We start from the raw sequence: 18,239 nt of genomic DNA, 5'->3' as shown, positions 1-18,239 counted from the left end.
AATGAAAGCAGTAGCTTCAGCAATTTTAGGCACCTCTCTAATACTCACTTGTGGTATTCAAAGTGCTCAAGCGGGATCCAAACTTCTGTTAAAAACCCCCACTGCATTTCCAAGCAGTTTGCCGGTAATTGGTACAACGCCAACGACGTTTAGCGAAACCCTCAAGACCATCAGCGGGGGCGATATCAAAGTTAAGCTTTACGACCCAGGCAAACTAGTATCCCCAACTGAAATTCTCGATGCTGTTTCCAACGGCAAGGTTAATTCTGGATTTGCAGCCGCTGGCTATTGGCAGGGAAAACTACCCGCAGCACCGCTCTTCTCTTCCGTTCCTTTCGGGCCTGAAGCCGGGGAATATCTGGCTTGGATGTATCAGGGCAATGGTATGAAGCTGTATCAGCGGATGTATGATGAGGGTGGATTTAACGTAAAAGCTCTGGTTTGTGGCGTGCTACCACCTGAAACATCTGGCTGGTTTGCCAAGCCCATCAATAAGCCCGAAGATCTCAAAGGGATGAACATGCGCTTTTACGGACTGGGTGCTGACGTAATGTCAAAACTCGGGGTTGGTGTCGTTAAACTTCCTGGGGGCGAAATATTCGGAGCTCTGGAAAAAGGTGCCGTTGATGCTGCTGAGTTTTCACTACCCGTTATCGATCAGAAGCTGGGCTTTCATAAAGTCGTTAAATACAACTACTTTCCTGGTTGGCATCAACAGTCTACCCTGCTTGAACTGCTGATCAACAAGGACACCTGGACCTCTCTTTCTGAGCAACAGCAAGCACTGATCGAAACTGCATGTAAATCAGCGATTACCGACTCCTTAGCTGAAGGCGAGGCCAGCCAGTTCAAGCCGATGCAGGAAGCGCAACAGAACGGAGCCGAATTGCGCTACTGGAACGATACAATGCTGAATACGTTTAAAACCGCGTGGCACGAAGTCGCTTCTGAACAAAGCGCGGCAAACCCTTTCTTCAAAGAAGTCTGGCAGGACATGAGCGCCTTTCGCACCAACTACAAGCTCTGGAAGAGCAACGGCTACCTACCTACGGATAAACCTGAAGCGTTGTAAATCTAACTACAGCGACAATCAAGAGCGCTGAACCAGCGCTCTTTTATTTTTCAGTAAGAGAGACTTCTGCCGTGACTGTCCCCAAACACGAAACGCCCATTATCCCAATCGCTGATGCTATCGATAACGCTATACGAAAAATCGGTAAACTGATCGCCTGGGTCTATGTTGTATTGATTCTGGTAATTGTCCTGCAAGTTGCATTACGCAAAGGCTTCTCACATGGTCTAATCGCCCTTGAAGAGCTGCAATGGCACTTATACGCCATCGGCGTTATGTTCGGCGTTTCCTACGCTCAGGTTAATAACGCTCATGTCCGCGTCGACTTACTTTATGCAGGCCTGCATACCCGGACGAAATATATTATAGACATCATCGGCATCCTGACGCTGGCCCTGCCCTTTATTGGGATCATCGTATTCCACAGCGTTGATTTTGTAGCCGACGCCTGGCGCATCAACGAATCCTCCTCTTCACCTTCCGGGCTACCCTGGCGATGGGCAATCAAAGCGGTAATCCCCACCAGTTTCTCGTTGTTGGGATTGGCTGTTGTATCACGTTTAATTCGCAATATTGCCCTAGTGATTCGGGGAGATTCATCGTGGAAATGAATGAAATACTAGTTGTAGGGATGTTTATTTCATTCATCCTTTTATTATTTACCGGTTTCCCAATAGCCTATGTTCTGGGTGGTATTGCAGTTATTTTTGCCGGCGTTGGCTACTTATCAGATATCTATCTGGATACTATGACTGGGCTCGACTTTCTGACCCTCGGACTCATAGTTAACCGACTCTATAAAATCATGGATAACTGGATTCTGGTAGCCCTGCCGATGTTTATCTTCATGGGCATCATGCTGGACAAATCCGGCGTAGCTGAAAAACTGATGGCGTCGATGCAGGAGCTATTTGGTAAAGTCCGTGGTGGTCTGGCCATCACAGTCATGGCTATTGGCATCATTCTGGCAGCCTCGACCGGCATTATAGGGGCATCGGTTGTATTGCTAGCTGTCATGTCATTACCATCAATGCTACAGCAGGGTTATTCCAAGCCACTCGCGTTGGGCACCATCGCCTCGGCAGGCACCCTCGGCATCCTTATCCCCCCCAGCATCATGCTGGTTATCATGGCAGACCAGTTAGGCCTGTCAGTTGGTGATCTATTTATGGGCGCGGTATTCCCAGGTCTGATGCTTGGCGCCATGTATATCGTCTATATCGTTATCGTCGGTCTGCTCAGCCCCGACTCTGCTCCGGTACCGCCCGACGCCAAGCAGGTAAGCATGCGCACCTTCATCAGCCTGATGAAAGCGATGCTACCAACGCTGCTGTTAATATTCGTGGTGCTTGGCTCTATCTTTGGCGGTATTGCTACCCCTACCGAGGCCTCTGGCGTTGGCGCATTAGGCGCCACTCTACTTGCGATGTACAACCGTAAATTCAACTTTAGAGTTCTTAAAGAGGTCATGCATGGTACCTATGGCACCACGGCGTATATCTTCATGATCTTTATCGGTGCCAGCTGTTTTGCTCTAGTATTGCGCGAATTGGGTGGAGATGAACTAATCGAATCCTTCCTGACGGGACTACCGTTCGGCACCTACGGCATCATCGCTTTTGTTTTATTTGTCATCTTCCTGCTAGGATTTTTCCTCGACTGGATCGAGATTACGCTGATCATACTGCCATTACTGGCACCGGTTATCAGTTCCCTGGGGCTAGATATCGATGGCTACGGCGTAGTCGATAACCCAGAATTGGTATGGTTTGTGATGTTGGTAGCGATGACACTCCAGACCTCGTTTCTCACCCCACCGGTGGGCTTTGCTCTGTTTTATCTGAAAGGCGTATGCCCGCCGGAAGTGAAATTAGCCGACATATATAAGGGTGTGATCCCCTTCATCATCCTACAGCTGCTGGCCTTGATGGCATTGATATTATGGCCACAGATAGTCGTCTGGTTACCAGCTATCGCTTATGGATAAAGCAGTACAGATAAAGTAATTTTTATCTGTATTAATGGCCCCTCCCTCAGGGGCCGGATCACTCGTTATTAACGTCTCACTGCGCTCAGCCCGAAGTTGCTATTCTCATCCGCGAGTCCTGACACAAAAAAACCGCCAGAAGGCGGTTTCTTTTATACCGGGTAACACTCAAGAACGTACGGGCGAATTATTTGCTAGTATGCGGGCTAGCTTTCAACTCATCGCCGCAGACTCAGTAATTACTGGGCAATGATAGGCACACACTCCATGAACCGTTGATAGTGATCATCAGTCAGGATGATCACTATCATACGATAGGCTAGCCAGACGTTTAGGATTGCGCGGATAGAAGCGTTCGGGCTGTCGTTCGATATGACTGAAGAAGCGGGTGTCTTTATAAGGCATTTTCATAAAACCTGCCACCCCCAGTCCTCGTATCTGTGGTATCGCTAAAATAATCTGCTGCAAGCAGGTTATAAACTCAGCCTCTTGAACAGGATTGAGTAGTGTAAACTGACTATGCACCTTAAGATGCAACGACATGCTTTCGAAGATGATCAACCCGGTATGATGAAGCCGATTAAGCTGTTTAATGGCAGCAATGATAGAAGCAGGCAGTTCTAAATTCTCTTCTGGATCTCGGCCATCCTCGAAATAAGAATGCAACCGACTTTTGCCATCAAGATTAGGGATCACCGCCACCTCGAAAGGAATCCGCTGTTCGGGTGCTGGAATAAACGCATCTTCACAGTATTCGCGTTCAATATGCAAAGTGCAACGGGCGTCGAACAAGCAACTCTTGAATATCCCCTTGCGATAGACAGAGCGGGCCAGGTTGACCAGATTATTGACCGTTGCCACAAAGGCTTCCCGTTGCAATGGGTTGTATAGATTAAGACTAGAATCGATATACACACCGTCAGCTTCCCAACGCACTGCTAGACCACCGACCACTGGGAATTTTCCCAGTCTACTTACCGCAGCCAGAAATGCCTTTTCGGTATCCCCCATCCCCTGGAGAAAGTTTTTGTAATATCGATCAAACTGAACATCATCAATATCCATAAATTGACTCTCAACTCCCTCCTCCTTTAAAAACGCTTTACGGGAGCTGTATACCACAGAATCCATTATCTTTGTCTGGGGGTGGACCCACACAGGTATTAGAGGCTGCAACGACTTCTTATTGAAATCAATCAGCAGCAATCGACTGATCGATGCCATATTCCTCAGCCAATAGTCACCTGCTTGATTGCGTACGTGAGGATCATCATCAAGTAGCCGATCCATAACCCGCGCGATCTCCTGAGGTAGCCCTAACGATGTAGGGGGAATCACATGGTGACCGAATCGACTAGACTGCCCTGACGCTAATGCATAAAGCGTTGCGGCCGCACCCTGCTCATCAAACCGGGGGGAAGAAAGACCGCCATTAATCTGCTCCTCACCAATAAAGTAGACATCACCAAGACGGGCATTACTGTGCTGCAGATCATCCGACATCAACTCCATCACATTAACACTGACATGCTGATTCGTTTCATCAAGCTGAGCAAAGACTGATGAGCCCCAATCAACAAGACAGATCTGCTCTGTGAGCGGATCAAAGATAATATTCGATGGTTTAATATCACCGTGTACTAATGGACGTTGGGAACGTATGGAAGCACCTCGCAGGGCATGAAGAATATCGACCAGCTGCTTGGCGATATGCACCAGTAATCGTGGTGACAGAGGCCCGCTCTGTAGCGCTAGTTTTTCCATGTCCAGCCCCGGCGCACGCTCCATCACCATAATCGCCTGACGACCGATGCGCTGAAATTCGATCAGTTTGGGTACCCGTGGGTGATCAATCTGTGACAGTATGAAAGCTTCTTCCTCCAAACGGTCTTGCACATGTTGTGGCAGAGTGATGCGGGAAAACTTGAATACCAGCTCCCGTCCCTGGCGATTGATCCCACCAAACACAAACGCGAACGCCCCCTTGCCAATCATTTCAATATTACGATAGCCCAGCTGTTCTAGCTGTTCTTGACAGAGACTAAACCACTCCTTGAGCTTACGTGCATCATTATGACTAAGCAGGTAGATCGACTGATCTTCTGGAATGTAAAACTGTTTAAAACTCGGCTTTTCCATCCTGACTACCCACATCTAAAACGATAAACTTCAAGAGAGCATATGCTCCATTTCTCAAACCTAATCCCACATCATTGGCGCAACTAAAGCACGATAAAGATCCAATAGTCTCAACGGAGCACTTTCAAGGTACAACTGCCACAATAGGCTGAAGCAATGAGGTTTCCACCGACCATCTAAAGAGAGGTTGAGTGTTTTGCAACTTCTTAATCGCACCTTCCCTAACTTTTATGAAGCGTCAGATACACTGTTGAAGTCATTAATTGCAACGATGTCTGAAATTGGCACTACGGAAAGCCTACTCCATCAAGTGGCTTATCATAAAAAATAGCCGAACAAGTACAGCCAAAGAATACTCTTTGCCTTGTACAAAAAAAATAAAAGCCATCATAACTATATGTATGACGGCTTGTTAAAACCTACCCTAGTGACAAAATAGCTGTTCCGCCAGCTTGGCGGTCAATGCTTCAATATGGCTAAAGCTGGCGCGTTCTTTAATCAGCAGTTGCCCCAATGTCAGTGCCAAGCGCTCGGATTCTGCTCGTTGTTGAGCATCTTCAATCGATTCAATATCCAGCACATGGGCTAAACCAATCGTACGACGAATCACTTCAGTGCCCGCATAGCCCAGACTATCGGCTAACAAGCTCGACAGGTACCAATCGGCAAATGCTGCTTGCTGCAGGCTTGGGTCTGTCGTTTTGTCACGTATATGCTGTCGAAACCGTTGCGCAATCGTATTCCACAGAATATTGATGCCATCGAGTAGCCACTGTTGATAGTCTTGACGCTCAGCTTGATCCCCCGGCAAATTAGACTGCCCGGCAATATTCAACACATAGTTACCGATGATGGAACCTATATCAAAACCGGCCGGGCCAACATAGGCAAATTCAGGATCGATAATCTTGCAGCCCGACGCATTAGCAAACACCGAACCCGCATGGAGATCACCGTGCAGCAACGCCTCGGCTTGGTTAAGGAACTTCATCTTCAGCTGTGCAACTTCCAGCTTCAGTGCTTCATCCTGCCATAACCTTTCGGCATCTGGGCGCAGGTATTCGTTGATACTGTTGCGCTCATGGTCACAGTAAGGGTCCCAGAAAAATAGCTCCTCGGAAATCTTACATAGATCCGGGTTTATAAAGGATTTCACCAACGCTTTTTTCGCATGGGCATCCAAATACAGATCGGAGGTATAAAACAAGGTATCGGCTAAGAAGCGGCCTAGATGTTCCGCTAACAGAGGCAGCTTCTGACGAGCCACCATCACATTCCGAAGATTGTCATAAGCGCTGATATCTTCCATTACGATGGCGCACTGCTCTGCATCATAGTGGTACACCTCAGGCACTAGGTCAGGACAATGCTTTGCCTCCAACTGCAATGCTTCGGCTTCGATGCGTATGCGATCCTGCGACAGTGGCCAGCCCTCACCAATAATACGGATATAGGGTAGCGCTTGTTTGATAATCAGGCTGGTGCTGGCACCGGACACCCGGTAGACAAAGTTAATATTGCCATCACCGATTTCCTCGACCCGCAAAGGTTCATCGGCACTCAATAGATCGCTGTGCTGGCGCGCAAAAGCGATCACATCAGCATCAGATGAAAATTGTCTAAAACTCATTTTTATCTTGGTTTCCGCAGCTATGTAAAAAAGCAATATAAGGGCTTAACTCAAAACAGCGCGTGCTGGTGAGATGATTGCATTGTGGCAAATCGTTTTGCCTCTGCATACCCCTTTTCTGACTCAACGGTTCCTGATAACTTAGGCGACCTTAAATGTCTTCCGAGTAATCCCCATGAAAGATCTATTGGCCACCAGTATAAAATATCAACAAGGGACGCTGCTTATACTCGATCAGCATCAACTCCCCCACCGTGAACAGTGGTTGCCCTGCGATAGCGCCGATACAATGATCGCGATGATTAAAAAACTGCAGATTCGGGGGGCACCGTTAATTGGTATCGGTGCAAGCCTGTTACTGGCCCACCTAGCAGAACAGGGCGCTAGCGCCGCTTCACTGCGCGCTGATGCCGAACGTTTACGTGCCGCACGGCCAACAGCGGTTAACCTGATGATCTGTATCGACCGAATGCTGGCAACACTGACGGAGCAAGGCCCTACGGCGCTAAGCCACTGCGCTGAGCAGCTGTTTAATGAAGATATCGCCTTATGCCAACGCATGGCAGACTTAGGTGCCGATCTGATTGCCGATGGAGCCAATATCTTAACCCACTGTAATACCGGCAGCCTGGCTACCGCGGGGGTTGGCACCGCTATCGGCGTGATCGGCGCGGTTAAACAGCAAGGTAAAGCGCTGCATGTTTGGGTCGATGAAACCCGTCCATTATTGCAAGGAGGCCGTTTAACCACTTGGGAGATGGATCGGCTCGGCGTCCCTCATACGCTGATCTGCGATAATATGGCCGCCCTACTGATGGCCCAAGGAAAGGTCGATGTAATTCTCGTGGGTGCTGACCGCATCGCCGCGAATGGCGATTTTGCCAACAAGGTCGGCACCTATTCGCTAGCGGTGATTGCACAGTATCACCAAGTGCCCTTCTATGTAGTTGCCCCCTACACCACCGTCGATGCAAACTGCCCCGATGGCAGTGCTATCCCTATCGAACAGCGCAACCCCGCTGAAGTTCAAGGTGTCAGTGGTAGTTTTGGCGAGGTCAATTGGGCACCGGATAGCACCCCGGTTTATAACCCGGCGTTCGATGTTACCCCCGCTAAGTTGGTCAGTGGATGGATTCTCGATACGGGAATTTATCGCCCAGAGCAGATAGTAGCTGGCGCATTAACAACCCTTTAATACAGATAATAAAAAGCGACTCTCAATTGAGAGTCGCTGATAATGGCAAGCAATAGAGGCCTAACGACACCGATAAATTACCGTATTACAAAAGGGTTACTCATCGGCTCGGAGGATGTATTAATCCATGTGGTTTTAGTTCTAACGTAATCTAGCACTGCCTGCACACCCGCTTCGCGACCATACCCCGATTGATTGATACCACCAAAGGGCGCAATCGGTGACGTGACCCGATAAGTATTTACCCAACAAATACCAGACTGTATCTTGCTGGATACGCGATGCGCTCTAGCAATATTCTGCGTAAATACGCCGGAACCTAAACCATAAACACTGTCATTTGCCATCGCGATGGCTTCTTCTTCCGTATCAAACGCAACAATCGACATCACCGGACCAAACATCTCAGTTTTAAGTGTTTCGATCTGATCGTGCGGACACTCCACCATTGTCGGCTCAAAGTAGTTTTCTGATCCATACTGTGGCGCACGCTTACCACCAAAACGAATATTAGCACCCTGCTCAACAGCCTTAGCCAACGTCGTTTCAATACACTCGACCTGAGCAAACGTACACAACGGACCGATATGGGTACGACTGGATTGAGGGTCGCCCATCACAATCTGCTTGGCTTTTTGTTCTATCTTATCGCATAGCTCTGCCAGTATTGAACGCTGAATAAAAGCCCGAGAGCCTGCCACACAAGATTGCCCAGAAGCACCAAAATTACCCGCAATTAGGCCATTGGCAGCACTTTCCAAGTCGGCATCATCGAAGATGATGATCGGTGACTTACCACCCAGTTCCAAAGAAGTGACGGCAAAGTTTTCAGCGGTATTACGAATTACATGCTTGGCTGTTTCTGGCCCCCCCGTAAATGCAAGACGATCAATATCAGGATGTGATGTTAACGGGATGGCACAATTAGCAGCGTCACCAGTGATGATTGAGACAACACCATCCGGAATACCCGCTTCTTTAATTAACTTACCCAGTTCGAATAACGGTGCCGGGGCTAACTCAGATGCTTTTAATACCACTGTACAACCGGCTGCCAACGCAGGGCCTAGCTTAGACGCCGTCAAAAACATCTGCGCATTCCACGGCACCACCGCCGCTACAACGCCAATCGGCACAGGGGTGGTAAATACATGCATATCCGGCTTATCGATGGGCAGTGTTGCCCCTTCGATTTTATCGGCTAGGCCGGCATAATATCGATAATAACTGGCAACATAACTGGATTGGCTAACTGTCTCAGCCGCTAGTTTCCCACTGTCCGTTGTTTCAATCTCACCTAATTTTTGCGCATTTTTTTCGACTAAATCGGCTAAACGATAAAGCATTGCCCCCCGTTGAGTCGCATTCATACTCGCCCAAGGACCGCTATTCAGATTCCGCCTAGCCGCTTTCACAGCGCGATCGACATCCTCTTTATTGGCACAGGCAAAGGTTGCCCATGTTTCGCCATTAGCGGGATTGGTACTGTGCATCACCTGATTATCGAAGCCTTCGACCCAAGCACCATCAATCAGCAACTGGTAATGAGGTAAGTTATTATTTGTCATGGTCTGTCTCATCCAAAATATTAGGTAAAGGCGGGCATCACTTCATCAATAAAGCGCGCAAGCGACGTTTCTTTTTGTTCTCGGCTCATACCCGAGTCGGACCAATAGGAGAACTCGTCATAACCTAAATCCTGATAGTGTTTTAACCGATCGATAATTTGCTTTGATGTACCAATCATCAGGTCCTTGCATATTTTTTTAGCAGAGTAAAAAGGATGCGCATCAATTTCAGCCTGACTTAAGCGCTTAATTAAGCCCTGATCAATCGGCCGCTCGTTTTTAAACCAAGCACCAAAATAGCAGTAAAATTCATTTAACTGTTTTGCCGCACGCGCCAATTCCGCTTCGTCTTTACCCACGTAGGCATGTTGCAAAATCATAATCTTAGGGCGTTTATTATAGGTTTCGCAGGCCTGATTAAATTTACTAATCAAGCCTTCTACCTCATCCAAGCCCTGCCACAACGGTGTCACTTGCACATTACAGTCATTTTCAACGGCAAATTCATGGCTATTAATATCTCTTGCAGCAACCCAGATAGGTGGGCCTTTCTCTGATAATGGTTTAGGCGCAGACGTCGTTTCAGGAAAGTTATAATGCTTACCTGTTTGTGTATGATTACCTGCCCATAACCCTTTGATTGCAGGAACCATTTCTCTAAGGCGCTCACCCGCTTCCCAAGCATCCATACCCGGCACCATGCGATCATACTCAAAGGAATATGCGCCTCGTGCAATACCCAGTTCTAGACGACCCTGCGTAATAATATCCGTCATGGCAGCTTCACCCGCCAGTTTTATAGGATTCCAATAGGGTGCAACCGCCGTACCTGTTCCTAAACGAATATGCTTTGTGCGATGTGCTAAATCGACTAAATTAAGAAACGGATTAGGTGCAATGGTGAAATTCATCCCATGGTGTTCACCGGTCCATACCGTACACATCCCGCCTTTATCAGCCATATCACATAATGATAAAAACTCTTCATATAATTGGACTTGAGTTTGCTCTTCGTCAACCCGTTCCATATGTGCAAATAACGAAAACTTCATTACATCACTCCCGTTTTATTTAGTGGATGTCGCCGGTTTGATTATCACCGACATATAAACGGAACACGCCGTTTTGCTTTTCAAGAACAAATCGCTGCAACATGCTTTGTATATCAGAAGAAACAAACTTGAGATCCGATATCTTATCGATATCAATATACTCACCCAGCCCACCCGCTTTCTCATTTAGGGCATTAGCTCGGTAATAAGTCGTGAATTTTTGCGCGTCTAGATTTTCATAGACTGAATAAACTGAACCCACTTCGCAATCTAATCCCTGACTCTCAAGAAATAAACGTATGCTCTTTTGTGAGCCTTGCTCAGAACGTATATCCACTTGCGGTAAGGTATAGCCTTTATCCGTTTTACTTAGCAGCACTTTATTATCAAATTCGATAATGCTGCCAACAACACCATCGAGAGAATGGGTAAGTTCCTCTGCACGATGCTCCATCCCTAGGCTGAAATAACCACCTTTAGCATAACCCAAACCTAGTTTTTCATTCGCGGCAAAATCATTAACCTGCCCAACTAACAGAATATGATCACCTGCAGGACTATTGCTAAAAGTAGTACAGGAAAAGTGCGCCACCGTATCATCAATAACCGGGCAGCCATGTTCATCACTGTGCCAAGAAATACCCTCAAAACGATCACCTTTAGCGCTAGCAAAAGTATTGGAAATATCTTGTTGGTCTTCAGCCAGAATATTCACAGCAAAGTGCTGGCAGGTATTGAAAATATCAAAGCTTGATAAGTTATTAGCCGGACACACCAACAATAAAGGAGGGTTCACAGAAACAGATGTGAATGAATTAGCCGTGAAACCAACCTTTTCACCTGAGTCACTCACCGCCGTGACCACTGTGACGCCGGTCATGAATGAACCAAACGCATTACGTAGTTCTCGGGTATCAATATTAGTCATAACTGATTCCTTATTTTATTTTTATACTGCATTGCTTTACAAATTTGACGAGCAACTGGTTAACTTCATCAGGATGTGTCATCTGTACCATATGGCGTGAATGCTCTATCACGGCATAGTGCCCATTAGGACAAATTGCCGCCATACGCTTTGACATATCCCCAGATGAGTTAGCATCCCCATCCCCTGTAATGAAGATTGCCGGCATTTCGAGCGATGCTAACGCCTCATCTTTAGGGCCATCATTTTGGCTAAATATCTGATACGCACGGGCATAGCCCTTTGCAGGTGCAGCGAGCAACCACTGTTCACAGAGGCTAGCCATCTGCTTTTCAAACCCTTTAGCGTTATCATCAAACCAACGTGAAATTGGCGTCGTAACATTACTCAGTACTGGATTTTCAATCATATCAAGCGCGCGTTGTTGCACGGCTTGCTTAGCCTGAGGACTGCGCCGATAAACGGAGTTCAGCGCGGCTACCCCGCTGCAGATCCCGCTATAACGGGCCGCAAAGTTCAGCGCAATCATAGATCCCATCGAGTGCCCCATCATAATAACGGGCTCTTTAATCTCTGCTTGGATCCACGTGGCGATAAGATCGACGTATTCATCTAAACCAGCATCCGCATCAGCCAATAAATCACTTTCGCCATGCCCAGGCATGTCAATGGCATACACCGTGTGATGCTCACTCAGTACCGGCACCTGATTAAGCCAAGCTTCCGCCCGCAGTCCAACACCATGTATTAACACGATGGGAGAACCGACGCCGGTCTTGAGGTAAGCAAGACCGGTCTCAGACTTAAACCGCTGCTGGGTTTTCAATGTCATGGCCTAACTCCTGAAGTTCCTGATACCGATCACCAATACGGTGATGAGGCCTACCACCTGTAGAGCCGCCCAACACAATCACAACTTCATCGGGGCCCGGTGCATCAGAAATATTGAATTGCAGTGTCAAATAATGTGAACGACGGCCGCCATCATTTTTGTCCATCATCGGAATCATAATGGGCGCATTCGCAGGGCCACGAGTATTCGTAAACGATAAGAATGATTTGGCTTGCACGGCTTCGCGGAAAATATTGCCAAAGTGAAGTGTATGAATTAAAGCAGAAGCATGTTCTATCTCACCATTTTGACCAACCACGGCTGCTTTGCCGAATGCTTCAATATTGGTAGCTCCACCTGCCATCTCACTGATTTTATCTGTCAATATTTGGCCCAAAACAGGACCATAAGCCAAAATTTCAGGGCGTAAATTTTCAACATATCGACCTGCCCATGGATTTTTAATCACGGCCGCTACCGCAAACATGCGGACCGGTGTTTCGGCTTCTTTAAAACCTTCAATAAAGGTTTCTTCTTCAAAACTAACGATTTTTCTAATTTCAGGCTTCATTTCATACTCTCTCAGAGAAATAACAACGTTTATTGTATTATGGTATACAATCATATAATCTTACCGCATGCAACAAAACGTTCAGAAATATAGTAATCTGGATGCCTTAGTGCTCCGCTGTATAAAGAGAGCTTTACATGTCTAAATTTATGGAATCATGGACAGTATGTTAAAGGTAGATAGACCAAAGACTCTGAAAGAAAATGCTTTAGAGTCCCTGCGCGATGCAATCACAAGCGACCTCATCAAGCCGGGAGATCGACTAGTCGAACGAACATTATGCGAGAGCATGGGTGTTAGCCGTACAGTGGTACGAGAATGTATTAGGCATTTAGAGAGCGAACGATTAATCGTGGGTATACCTAACGCTGGCTTTATTGTCGCCACGATTAGCCGTGATGAAGTAAAAGAGATTTATGATATTCGGATTATGTTGGAATGTTCTGCTGTACGAAGTTGCGCCTTAAATGCTGATAAAGCCGTGATTGATAAGTTACATCAGTTACGCGAGCAGATTGCCAGTTGTCTGCAAAACACTGACGTTATGCAAGCTCTCAAGCTAACAACTGAGTTTTATAAACTCATTTTCACCACAGGCGGCAAACACGTTTCTTGGGATTTAGTCGAACGCCTGAATGCGCGTATTTCAAGATTACGTGCGCTAACCCTGAGCTCCACAGGTCGTAAAACAAAAGGACCTGTAAATTTATTAAATATCATTGATGCGATTGAGCAGAAAGATGCCGACCGTGCCGAAGAGATCTGTAAAAAGCACCTTACTGAGGCTGCTGAAATTGCATCCAAACTAATATAACGGAAGGTCATAATGGATAAAGCACTATTTGAATTGGGTTTAAATAAACGCAAAGCCACTCTAGGCGACGATTACGTCTCTAAGAATCTGGCCAAGGCTGACGCCTTTAATTTACCATTCCAAGAAGCAATGACCGAGTGGTGCTGGGGTTTTGGCTGGGGCGATGACACCCTTGATGTAAAAACCCGTTCATTAATGAATCTCACCATGATTGCAGCGTTGGGAAAAATGCATGAATGGGAACTTCACCTACGTGGCGCCATCACCAATGGTGTGTCTGTTGATGAAATTCGATCCACTATTCATGTTATTGCCATTTACTGTGGGGTTCCACAGGGGGTGGAGTGTTTCAGAATCGCCAGAGATGTTCTCGAAGAACTCGATCTTTTAGCATAAAGGGCCTGCCCCTTACACGGCGCAGCACAATCTTGCCTATTCGCTGCGCCTCAGCATATTAAAAACGATGATCAACTTTATTGGGACAAGCTTAAGGCTGTCTCATAACTTTTTGACGCCTAATAAAAGGCTTCGAAGCATTGTCTTGTGGACGCTTAATAGATAACACAGACCATCAACCTCTAACAAAAACATATGAGTAAAATAAAAATGTCGATTTTAGATTTAAATGATAATTCATTATTAAAGACACAAGCCTATATCAACGGTCAATGGATCGATGCTGAGTCAGGTAAAACCTTTGATGTAACAGACCCAGCAACAGGCAATGTTATCGCGAAGGTGGCAGATCTAGGTGTCATAGAAACACGTTATGCCATTGAAATAGCGGAACAGGCTATGCAGTCTTGGAAAAAAATGACCGCTAAAGAACGCTCTGTTTTATTAAGAAAATGGTTTGATTTAGTCATCGCAAACCAAGATGACTTAGCTACCATTATGACGGCGGAACAGGGCAAAATACTCTCTGAATCTAAAGGAGAAGTGGCTTACGGTGCATCATTCATAGAGTGGTTCGCCGAAGAAGCGAAGCGTATTTATGGCGACGTTATCCCCAATACTACTGCTGATCGACGCTCCATTGTTATCAAGCAACCCATTGGTGTTGTTGCTGCGGTGACGCCTTGGAATTTCCCCAACGCAATGATCACCCGCAAAGCCGCACCAGCATTAGCGGTAGGTTGCGCTATTGTCTTAAAGCCTGCGGCAGAAACTCCGTTATCAGCACTGGCCCTCGCAGAACTCGCAGACCGAGCCGGTATACCTGCCGGATTATTTAATGTGGTGGTGGGTCTAAATGCACCTGAAATAGGTACTGAACTAACATCCAACCCGATCGTTAAAAAGTTCACTTTTACCGGCTCGACCCCCGTGGGTAAATTGCTCATGCAGCAATGTGCACAGACGGTTAAACGTACATCCATGGAGTTGGGCGGCAACGCACCCGTTTTAGTATTTGCCGATGCCGATTTGGACAAAGCAGTAGACGGCGCTATTGCAGCGAAGTACCGCAACGCCGGACAAACCTGTATTTGTGCCAACCGCATTATCGTGCAGGACAGCATTTATGATGCGTTCGTTGAAAAATTCACCGCTAAAGTGAATACATTTAATCTAGGCAATGGCTTTGATAGTTCTACTACCTTAGGTCCTTTGATTACCGCTAAAGCCGCTGCGAATGTTCATTCACTTGTTGTCGATGCGCAAGCTAAAGGCGCAACAGTGACAACCGGCGGAAAAATTGGCGCGATGGGGAGCACCTTCTACCAACCCACAGTATTAGCGAACCTAAGCAGCGATATGCGGATAGCTAAGGAAGAAATCTTTGGCCCTGTTGCGCCGATCTTCACCTTCAGTACAGAAGAGGAAGCGATAGCGATAGCTAACGCGACCGAATTTGGTCTGGCTTCCTATCTATTTACTAAAGATATATCCCGTGTTTGGCGAGTTTCTGAAGCAATAGATTACGGTATGGTCGGGATAAATGAAGTGTCTATCAGCTCTGAAGTGATTCCTTTTGGCGGTGTGAAAGAATCAGGACAAGGCCGCGAAGGCTCTAAGTATGGTGTAGATGACTACCTTGAAATTAAATACATTTGCATGGGCGATATTTAGCACATAAAGCCTCGCAGCAACCGGGTTAAATAGGCCTTCGAAGAACTCATCCCGCCGGAAAACAAGCTCTGAACGACTTCAGAGCTTGTTACACAGCCAACGATGACATAGCTACGTTATATAAACTTTTGCGATGCCGTCGAGGCGGTTTATCGACTTTGCGCAGAACAAACCCTATCACTCAATAGCGGCATCATTACCAAACTAACGAAAGCTCACTAGTATTGATCCCCCTACCCATCTTTGCTCGTATTCTCTCGGGCCGACAACATCGATTGTTGTCCACTCCGGCTCGAACAACACGCCAACCGTCACATTATTTATCGATAAATATTAACCGTTGCCAGCCTAAACCCTTTAGCTAGTCAGAAATAAATCGGTATTAATTTTTATATTTAAAAACATATAGATACGTAACAAATCATAATTTCAAAATAATACTTTTGTTTTTTTTCTTAGGTCTAACCAGTCTTTTAACGGCAACAAATAGCATTTGATCGCGTATTTGTATTATGGTATACCATAATACAGCAACAAAAGATTATCCGCGTTTGTCTCTTTCTCTCTTTCCAAGAAAGTAAGAACAGACATCAATTAATAAAAAAAATTAAGGGGATATGCCACATGCAGCCCGGAAAAATCATAGCTCGTGAGGGCTTCTTCCATGGGATACACCCAGGGATGGGGATCGCCTCTAAAGCAATGGTATTAGCCTTTGTGCTATTCACCGTTCTCAATGTAGATTTCGCTAATGGAATCTATAGCGATGTCAAAAATTGGATCCAAGCAACACTGAGCTGGTATTACATTACAGTGGTCAGCCTGGTATTGTTTTTCTCGATATGGGTAGCCTTCAGCCGTTTCGGAAATCTTCGCTTAGGTAAAGACGATGAAAAACCAGAATTCGGCTTCGTTACTTGGTTCTCGATGCTGTTCAGCTGTGCGATTGGTACCGGCATTTTATTTTGGAGTATTGCAGAGCCAATCTTCCACTTTCAGGGTAACCCCTTTATAGAAATGGCCGGTATTACTGCCGGTACGGCTGAAGCTGCACAAATGGCTATGCGCATTACCCTATTTCACTGGGGTTTACATGGCTGGGCTATCTATATCATGGTCGGCCTGATTCTGGCGTACTTCGCTTATCGTCGAGGCTTGCCCCTCACTGTTCGATCAGCGCTCTACCCTCTGTTAGGTGATCGTATTTATGGCCCGATCGGTCATGCCGTAGATCTGCTAGCAATATTCAGTACATTATTTGGTACAGCGACAACCTTAGGTTTAGGTGTATCCCAAATGAACGCAGGGCTAAACTACCTATTCGACCTTGAAATATCGACAACTACGCAGGTTATCCTGATTGCCATTATCTCAGTGATTGGCACATTATCAGCTGTCTCAGGTGTTGAGAAAGGCATTAAATTTCTCAGCATTTGGAACATGCGCATCAGCTCTATCTTGATTCTTTTCTTCCTACTGGCTGGCCCTACCGTATTTTTACTAGGTTTATTCACCACAAGTGTAGGCGACTACATGTGGAACTTGATTCCAATGGGATTCTGGACTGACCCTAACCCTGAACGCCAGTGGCAAGGCTGGTGGACAATCTTCTATTGGGGATGGTGGTTATCTTGGGGTCCTCTGGTTGGTATGTTCATTGCTCGTATTTCCCGCGGCCGAACGATTCGTCAATTCTTATTATCCGCGTTAACCATTCCCCCATTAGGCGGATTCTTGTGGATCGTTATTTTTGGTGGCACTGCACTCCACATCGAATTGTATGGCGCTGGCGGTATCGTTGAAGCCGTTAATAACGATATGACCCTAGCACTCTACAAGACCATTGAGTCCATTGGCGTGGAGTGGTTAACATGGCCCATGTCTGCATTGGCAACGTTCATGATCATCACTTGGTTCGTTACTTCAGCGGATTCAGGAACGCTGGTGATCTGTACCATCCTTTCAGTCGGTGATAAAAATCCTCCTCAACGCTTCCGTATTATCTGGGGCCTTGGTCTTGGTGCAGTCTCTGCCGTACTACTGATGGCAGGTGGACTTAAAGCGCTGCAAACAGCCTCAATTGCCGCAGCTCTACCGTTCTCAATTGTTCTTCTCTTTATGTGCGCCGCATTCGTAAAGGGACTCAATGATGAAGCCAACGGCGTGGTTTATCCCACCTCGCCCAAGAACGAAAATAACGAGAAAAAAGCATTCCTCGCTAGCGAAGCAAAAGCTTAAAGCGAACTGTTCGTCTCATCAAACGATTCCATCAACACTAGAATGATGGAATCGTTTCACATCACAGTACTGCGCGTTCTGTGCTCGATTAAGTCTTTTCAGCCTGCTGGTATCCACACTCTATCGCCCATCACTCTCTCAGT

At 46.5% G+C, this 18,239-nt stretch carries 15 protein-coding genes; 8 read left to right on the top strand and 7 right to left on the bottom strand.

What is annotated here, in order from left to right:
* Position 1: 1 nt before the first annotated feature.
* The 3 genes from AC0L4K_RS04025 (at position 2) to AC0L4K_RS04015 (ending at position 3,059) form a co-directional block, all read left to right on the top strand.
* Positions 2–1,072 (top strand): TRAP transporter substrate-binding protein, encoded by a 1,071-nt coding sequence (locus AC0L4K_RS04025; protein WP_417228023.1) that lies wholly within the window; start codon positions 2–4, stop codon positions 1,070–1,072.
* A gap of 71 nt (positions 1,073–1,143) precedes the next feature.
* Positions 1,144–1,683: a TRAP transporter small permease subunit gene (locus AC0L4K_RS04020; RefSeq protein WP_417228022.1), complete on the top strand. Its 540-nt coding sequence runs from the start codon at positions 1,144–1,146 to the stop codon at positions 1,681–1,683.
* Positions 1,674–3,059, top strand: a complete 1,386-nt coding sequence (locus AC0L4K_RS04015; protein WP_417228021.1) for a TRAP transporter large permease — start codon at positions 1,674–1,676, stop codon at positions 3,057–3,059. Before AC0L4K_RS04020 ends, AC0L4K_RS04015 begins: the two co-directional genes overlap by 10 nt.
* 288 nt (positions 3,060–3,347) lie before the next feature.
* Here AC0L4K_RS04015 and AC0L4K_RS04010 read toward each other — a convergent pair whose 3' ends face one another.
* Complete coding sequence (locus tag AC0L4K_RS04010; protein ID WP_473268301.1) at positions 3,348–5,198, bottom strand: protein kinase domain-containing protein; 1,851 nt, start codon at positions 5,196–5,198, stop codon at positions 3,348–3,350.
* Positions 5,199–5,622: 424 nt separating this feature from the next.
* Positions 5,623–6,828 carry an S-methyl-5-thioribose kinase gene (gene mtnK / locus AC0L4K_RS04005; protein ID WP_473268300.1) on the bottom strand — a complete coding sequence of 402 codons (1,206 nt, stop codon included), beginning with the start codon at positions 6,826–6,828 and terminating at the stop codon, positions 5,623–5,625.
* Positions 6,829–7,003: 175 nt separating this feature from the next.
* On the opposite strand from mtnK, the gene mtnA reads away from it, so the two are divergent.
* The gene (mtnA, locus tag AC0L4K_RS04000; RefSeq protein ID WP_473268299.1) at positions 7,004–8,023 is read left to right on the top strand and encodes an S-methyl-5-thioribose-1-phosphate isomerase; all 1,020 of its coding nucleotides are present in this window, start codon (positions 7,004–7,006) and stop codon (positions 8,021–8,023) included.
* A gap of 77 nt (positions 8,024–8,100) precedes the next feature.
* On the opposite strand, the gene AC0L4K_RS03995 is transcribed toward mtnA, so the two are convergent.
* Genes AC0L4K_RS03995 through AC0L4K_RS03975 form a run of 5 tightly spaced genes read right to left on the bottom strand, consistent with a single transcriptional unit; the run spans position 8,101 to position 12,974 of the window.
* Positions 8,101–9,591, bottom strand: a complete 1,491-nt coding sequence (locus AC0L4K_RS03995) for an aldehyde dehydrogenase (protein WP_473268298.1) — start codon at positions 9,589–9,591, stop codon at positions 8,101–8,103.
* Positions 9,592–9,611: 20 nt separating this feature from the next.
* A complete protein-coding gene (locus AC0L4K_RS03990; RefSeq protein ID WP_473268297.1) occupies positions 9,612–10,643 on the bottom strand; it encodes an LLM class flavin-dependent oxidoreductase in 1,032 nt (343 codons plus the stop codon).
* Between the two features lie 19 nt (positions 10,644–10,662).
* On the bottom strand, positions 10,663–11,571 hold the full coding sequence (locus AC0L4K_RS03985; protein ID WP_473268296.1) for a flavin reductase: 909 nt from the start codon (positions 11,569–11,571) through the stop codon (positions 10,663–10,665).
* A 10-nt stretch (positions 11,572–11,581) separates the two neighbouring features.
* On the bottom strand, positions 11,582–12,403 hold the full coding sequence (locus AC0L4K_RS03980) for an alpha/beta fold hydrolase (RefSeq protein WP_417228014.1): 822 nt from the start codon (positions 12,401–12,403) through the stop codon (positions 11,582–11,584).
* Entirely contained in the window at positions 12,375–12,974 is a 600-nt protein-coding gene (locus tag AC0L4K_RS03975) for an amino acid synthesis family protein (protein ID WP_417228013.1), read from the bottom strand. Before AC0L4K_RS03975 ends, AC0L4K_RS03980 begins: the two co-directional genes overlap by 29 nt.
* A 166-nt stretch (positions 12,975–13,140) precedes the next feature.
* On the opposite strand from AC0L4K_RS03975, the gene AC0L4K_RS03970 reads away from it, so the two are divergent.
* The 4 genes from AC0L4K_RS03970 to AC0L4K_RS03955 all read left to right on the top strand — a co-directional run bounded on the left by AC0L4K_RS03970 (position 13,141) and on the right by AC0L4K_RS03955 (position 18,096).
* Positions 13,141–13,788 (top strand): GntR family transcriptional regulator, encoded by a 648-nt coding sequence (locus tag AC0L4K_RS03970; RefSeq protein WP_417228012.1) that lies wholly within the window; start codon positions 13,141–13,143, stop codon positions 13,786–13,788.
* A gap of 12 nt (positions 13,789–13,800) precedes the next feature.
* Positions 13,801–14,184, top strand: coding sequence for a carboxymuconolactone decarboxylase family protein (locus tag AC0L4K_RS03965; protein WP_417228011.1), 384 nt, complete (start codon positions 13,801–13,803; stop codon positions 14,182–14,184).
* Between the two features lie 210 nt (positions 14,185–14,394).
* On the top strand, positions 14,395–15,858 hold the full coding sequence (locus AC0L4K_RS03960; RefSeq protein WP_417228010.1) for an NAD-dependent succinate-semialdehyde dehydrogenase: 1,464 nt from the start codon (positions 14,395–14,397) through the stop codon (positions 15,856–15,858).
* A 624-nt stretch (positions 15,859–16,482) separates the two neighbouring features.
* The gene (locus AC0L4K_RS03955; RefSeq protein WP_417228009.1) at positions 16,483–18,096 is read left to right on the top strand and encodes a BCCT family transporter; all 1,614 of its coding nucleotides are present in this window, start codon (positions 16,483–16,485) and stop codon (positions 18,094–18,096) included.
* Positions 18,097–18,239 lie beyond the last annotated feature (143 nt).

The sequence above is a fragment of the Amphritea sp. GJ51-11 genome (assembly GCF_055808735.1).
The sequence above is the reverse complement of the archived record's forward strand: the minus strand, read 5'-3'. Positions and strand labels throughout refer to the sequence as shown.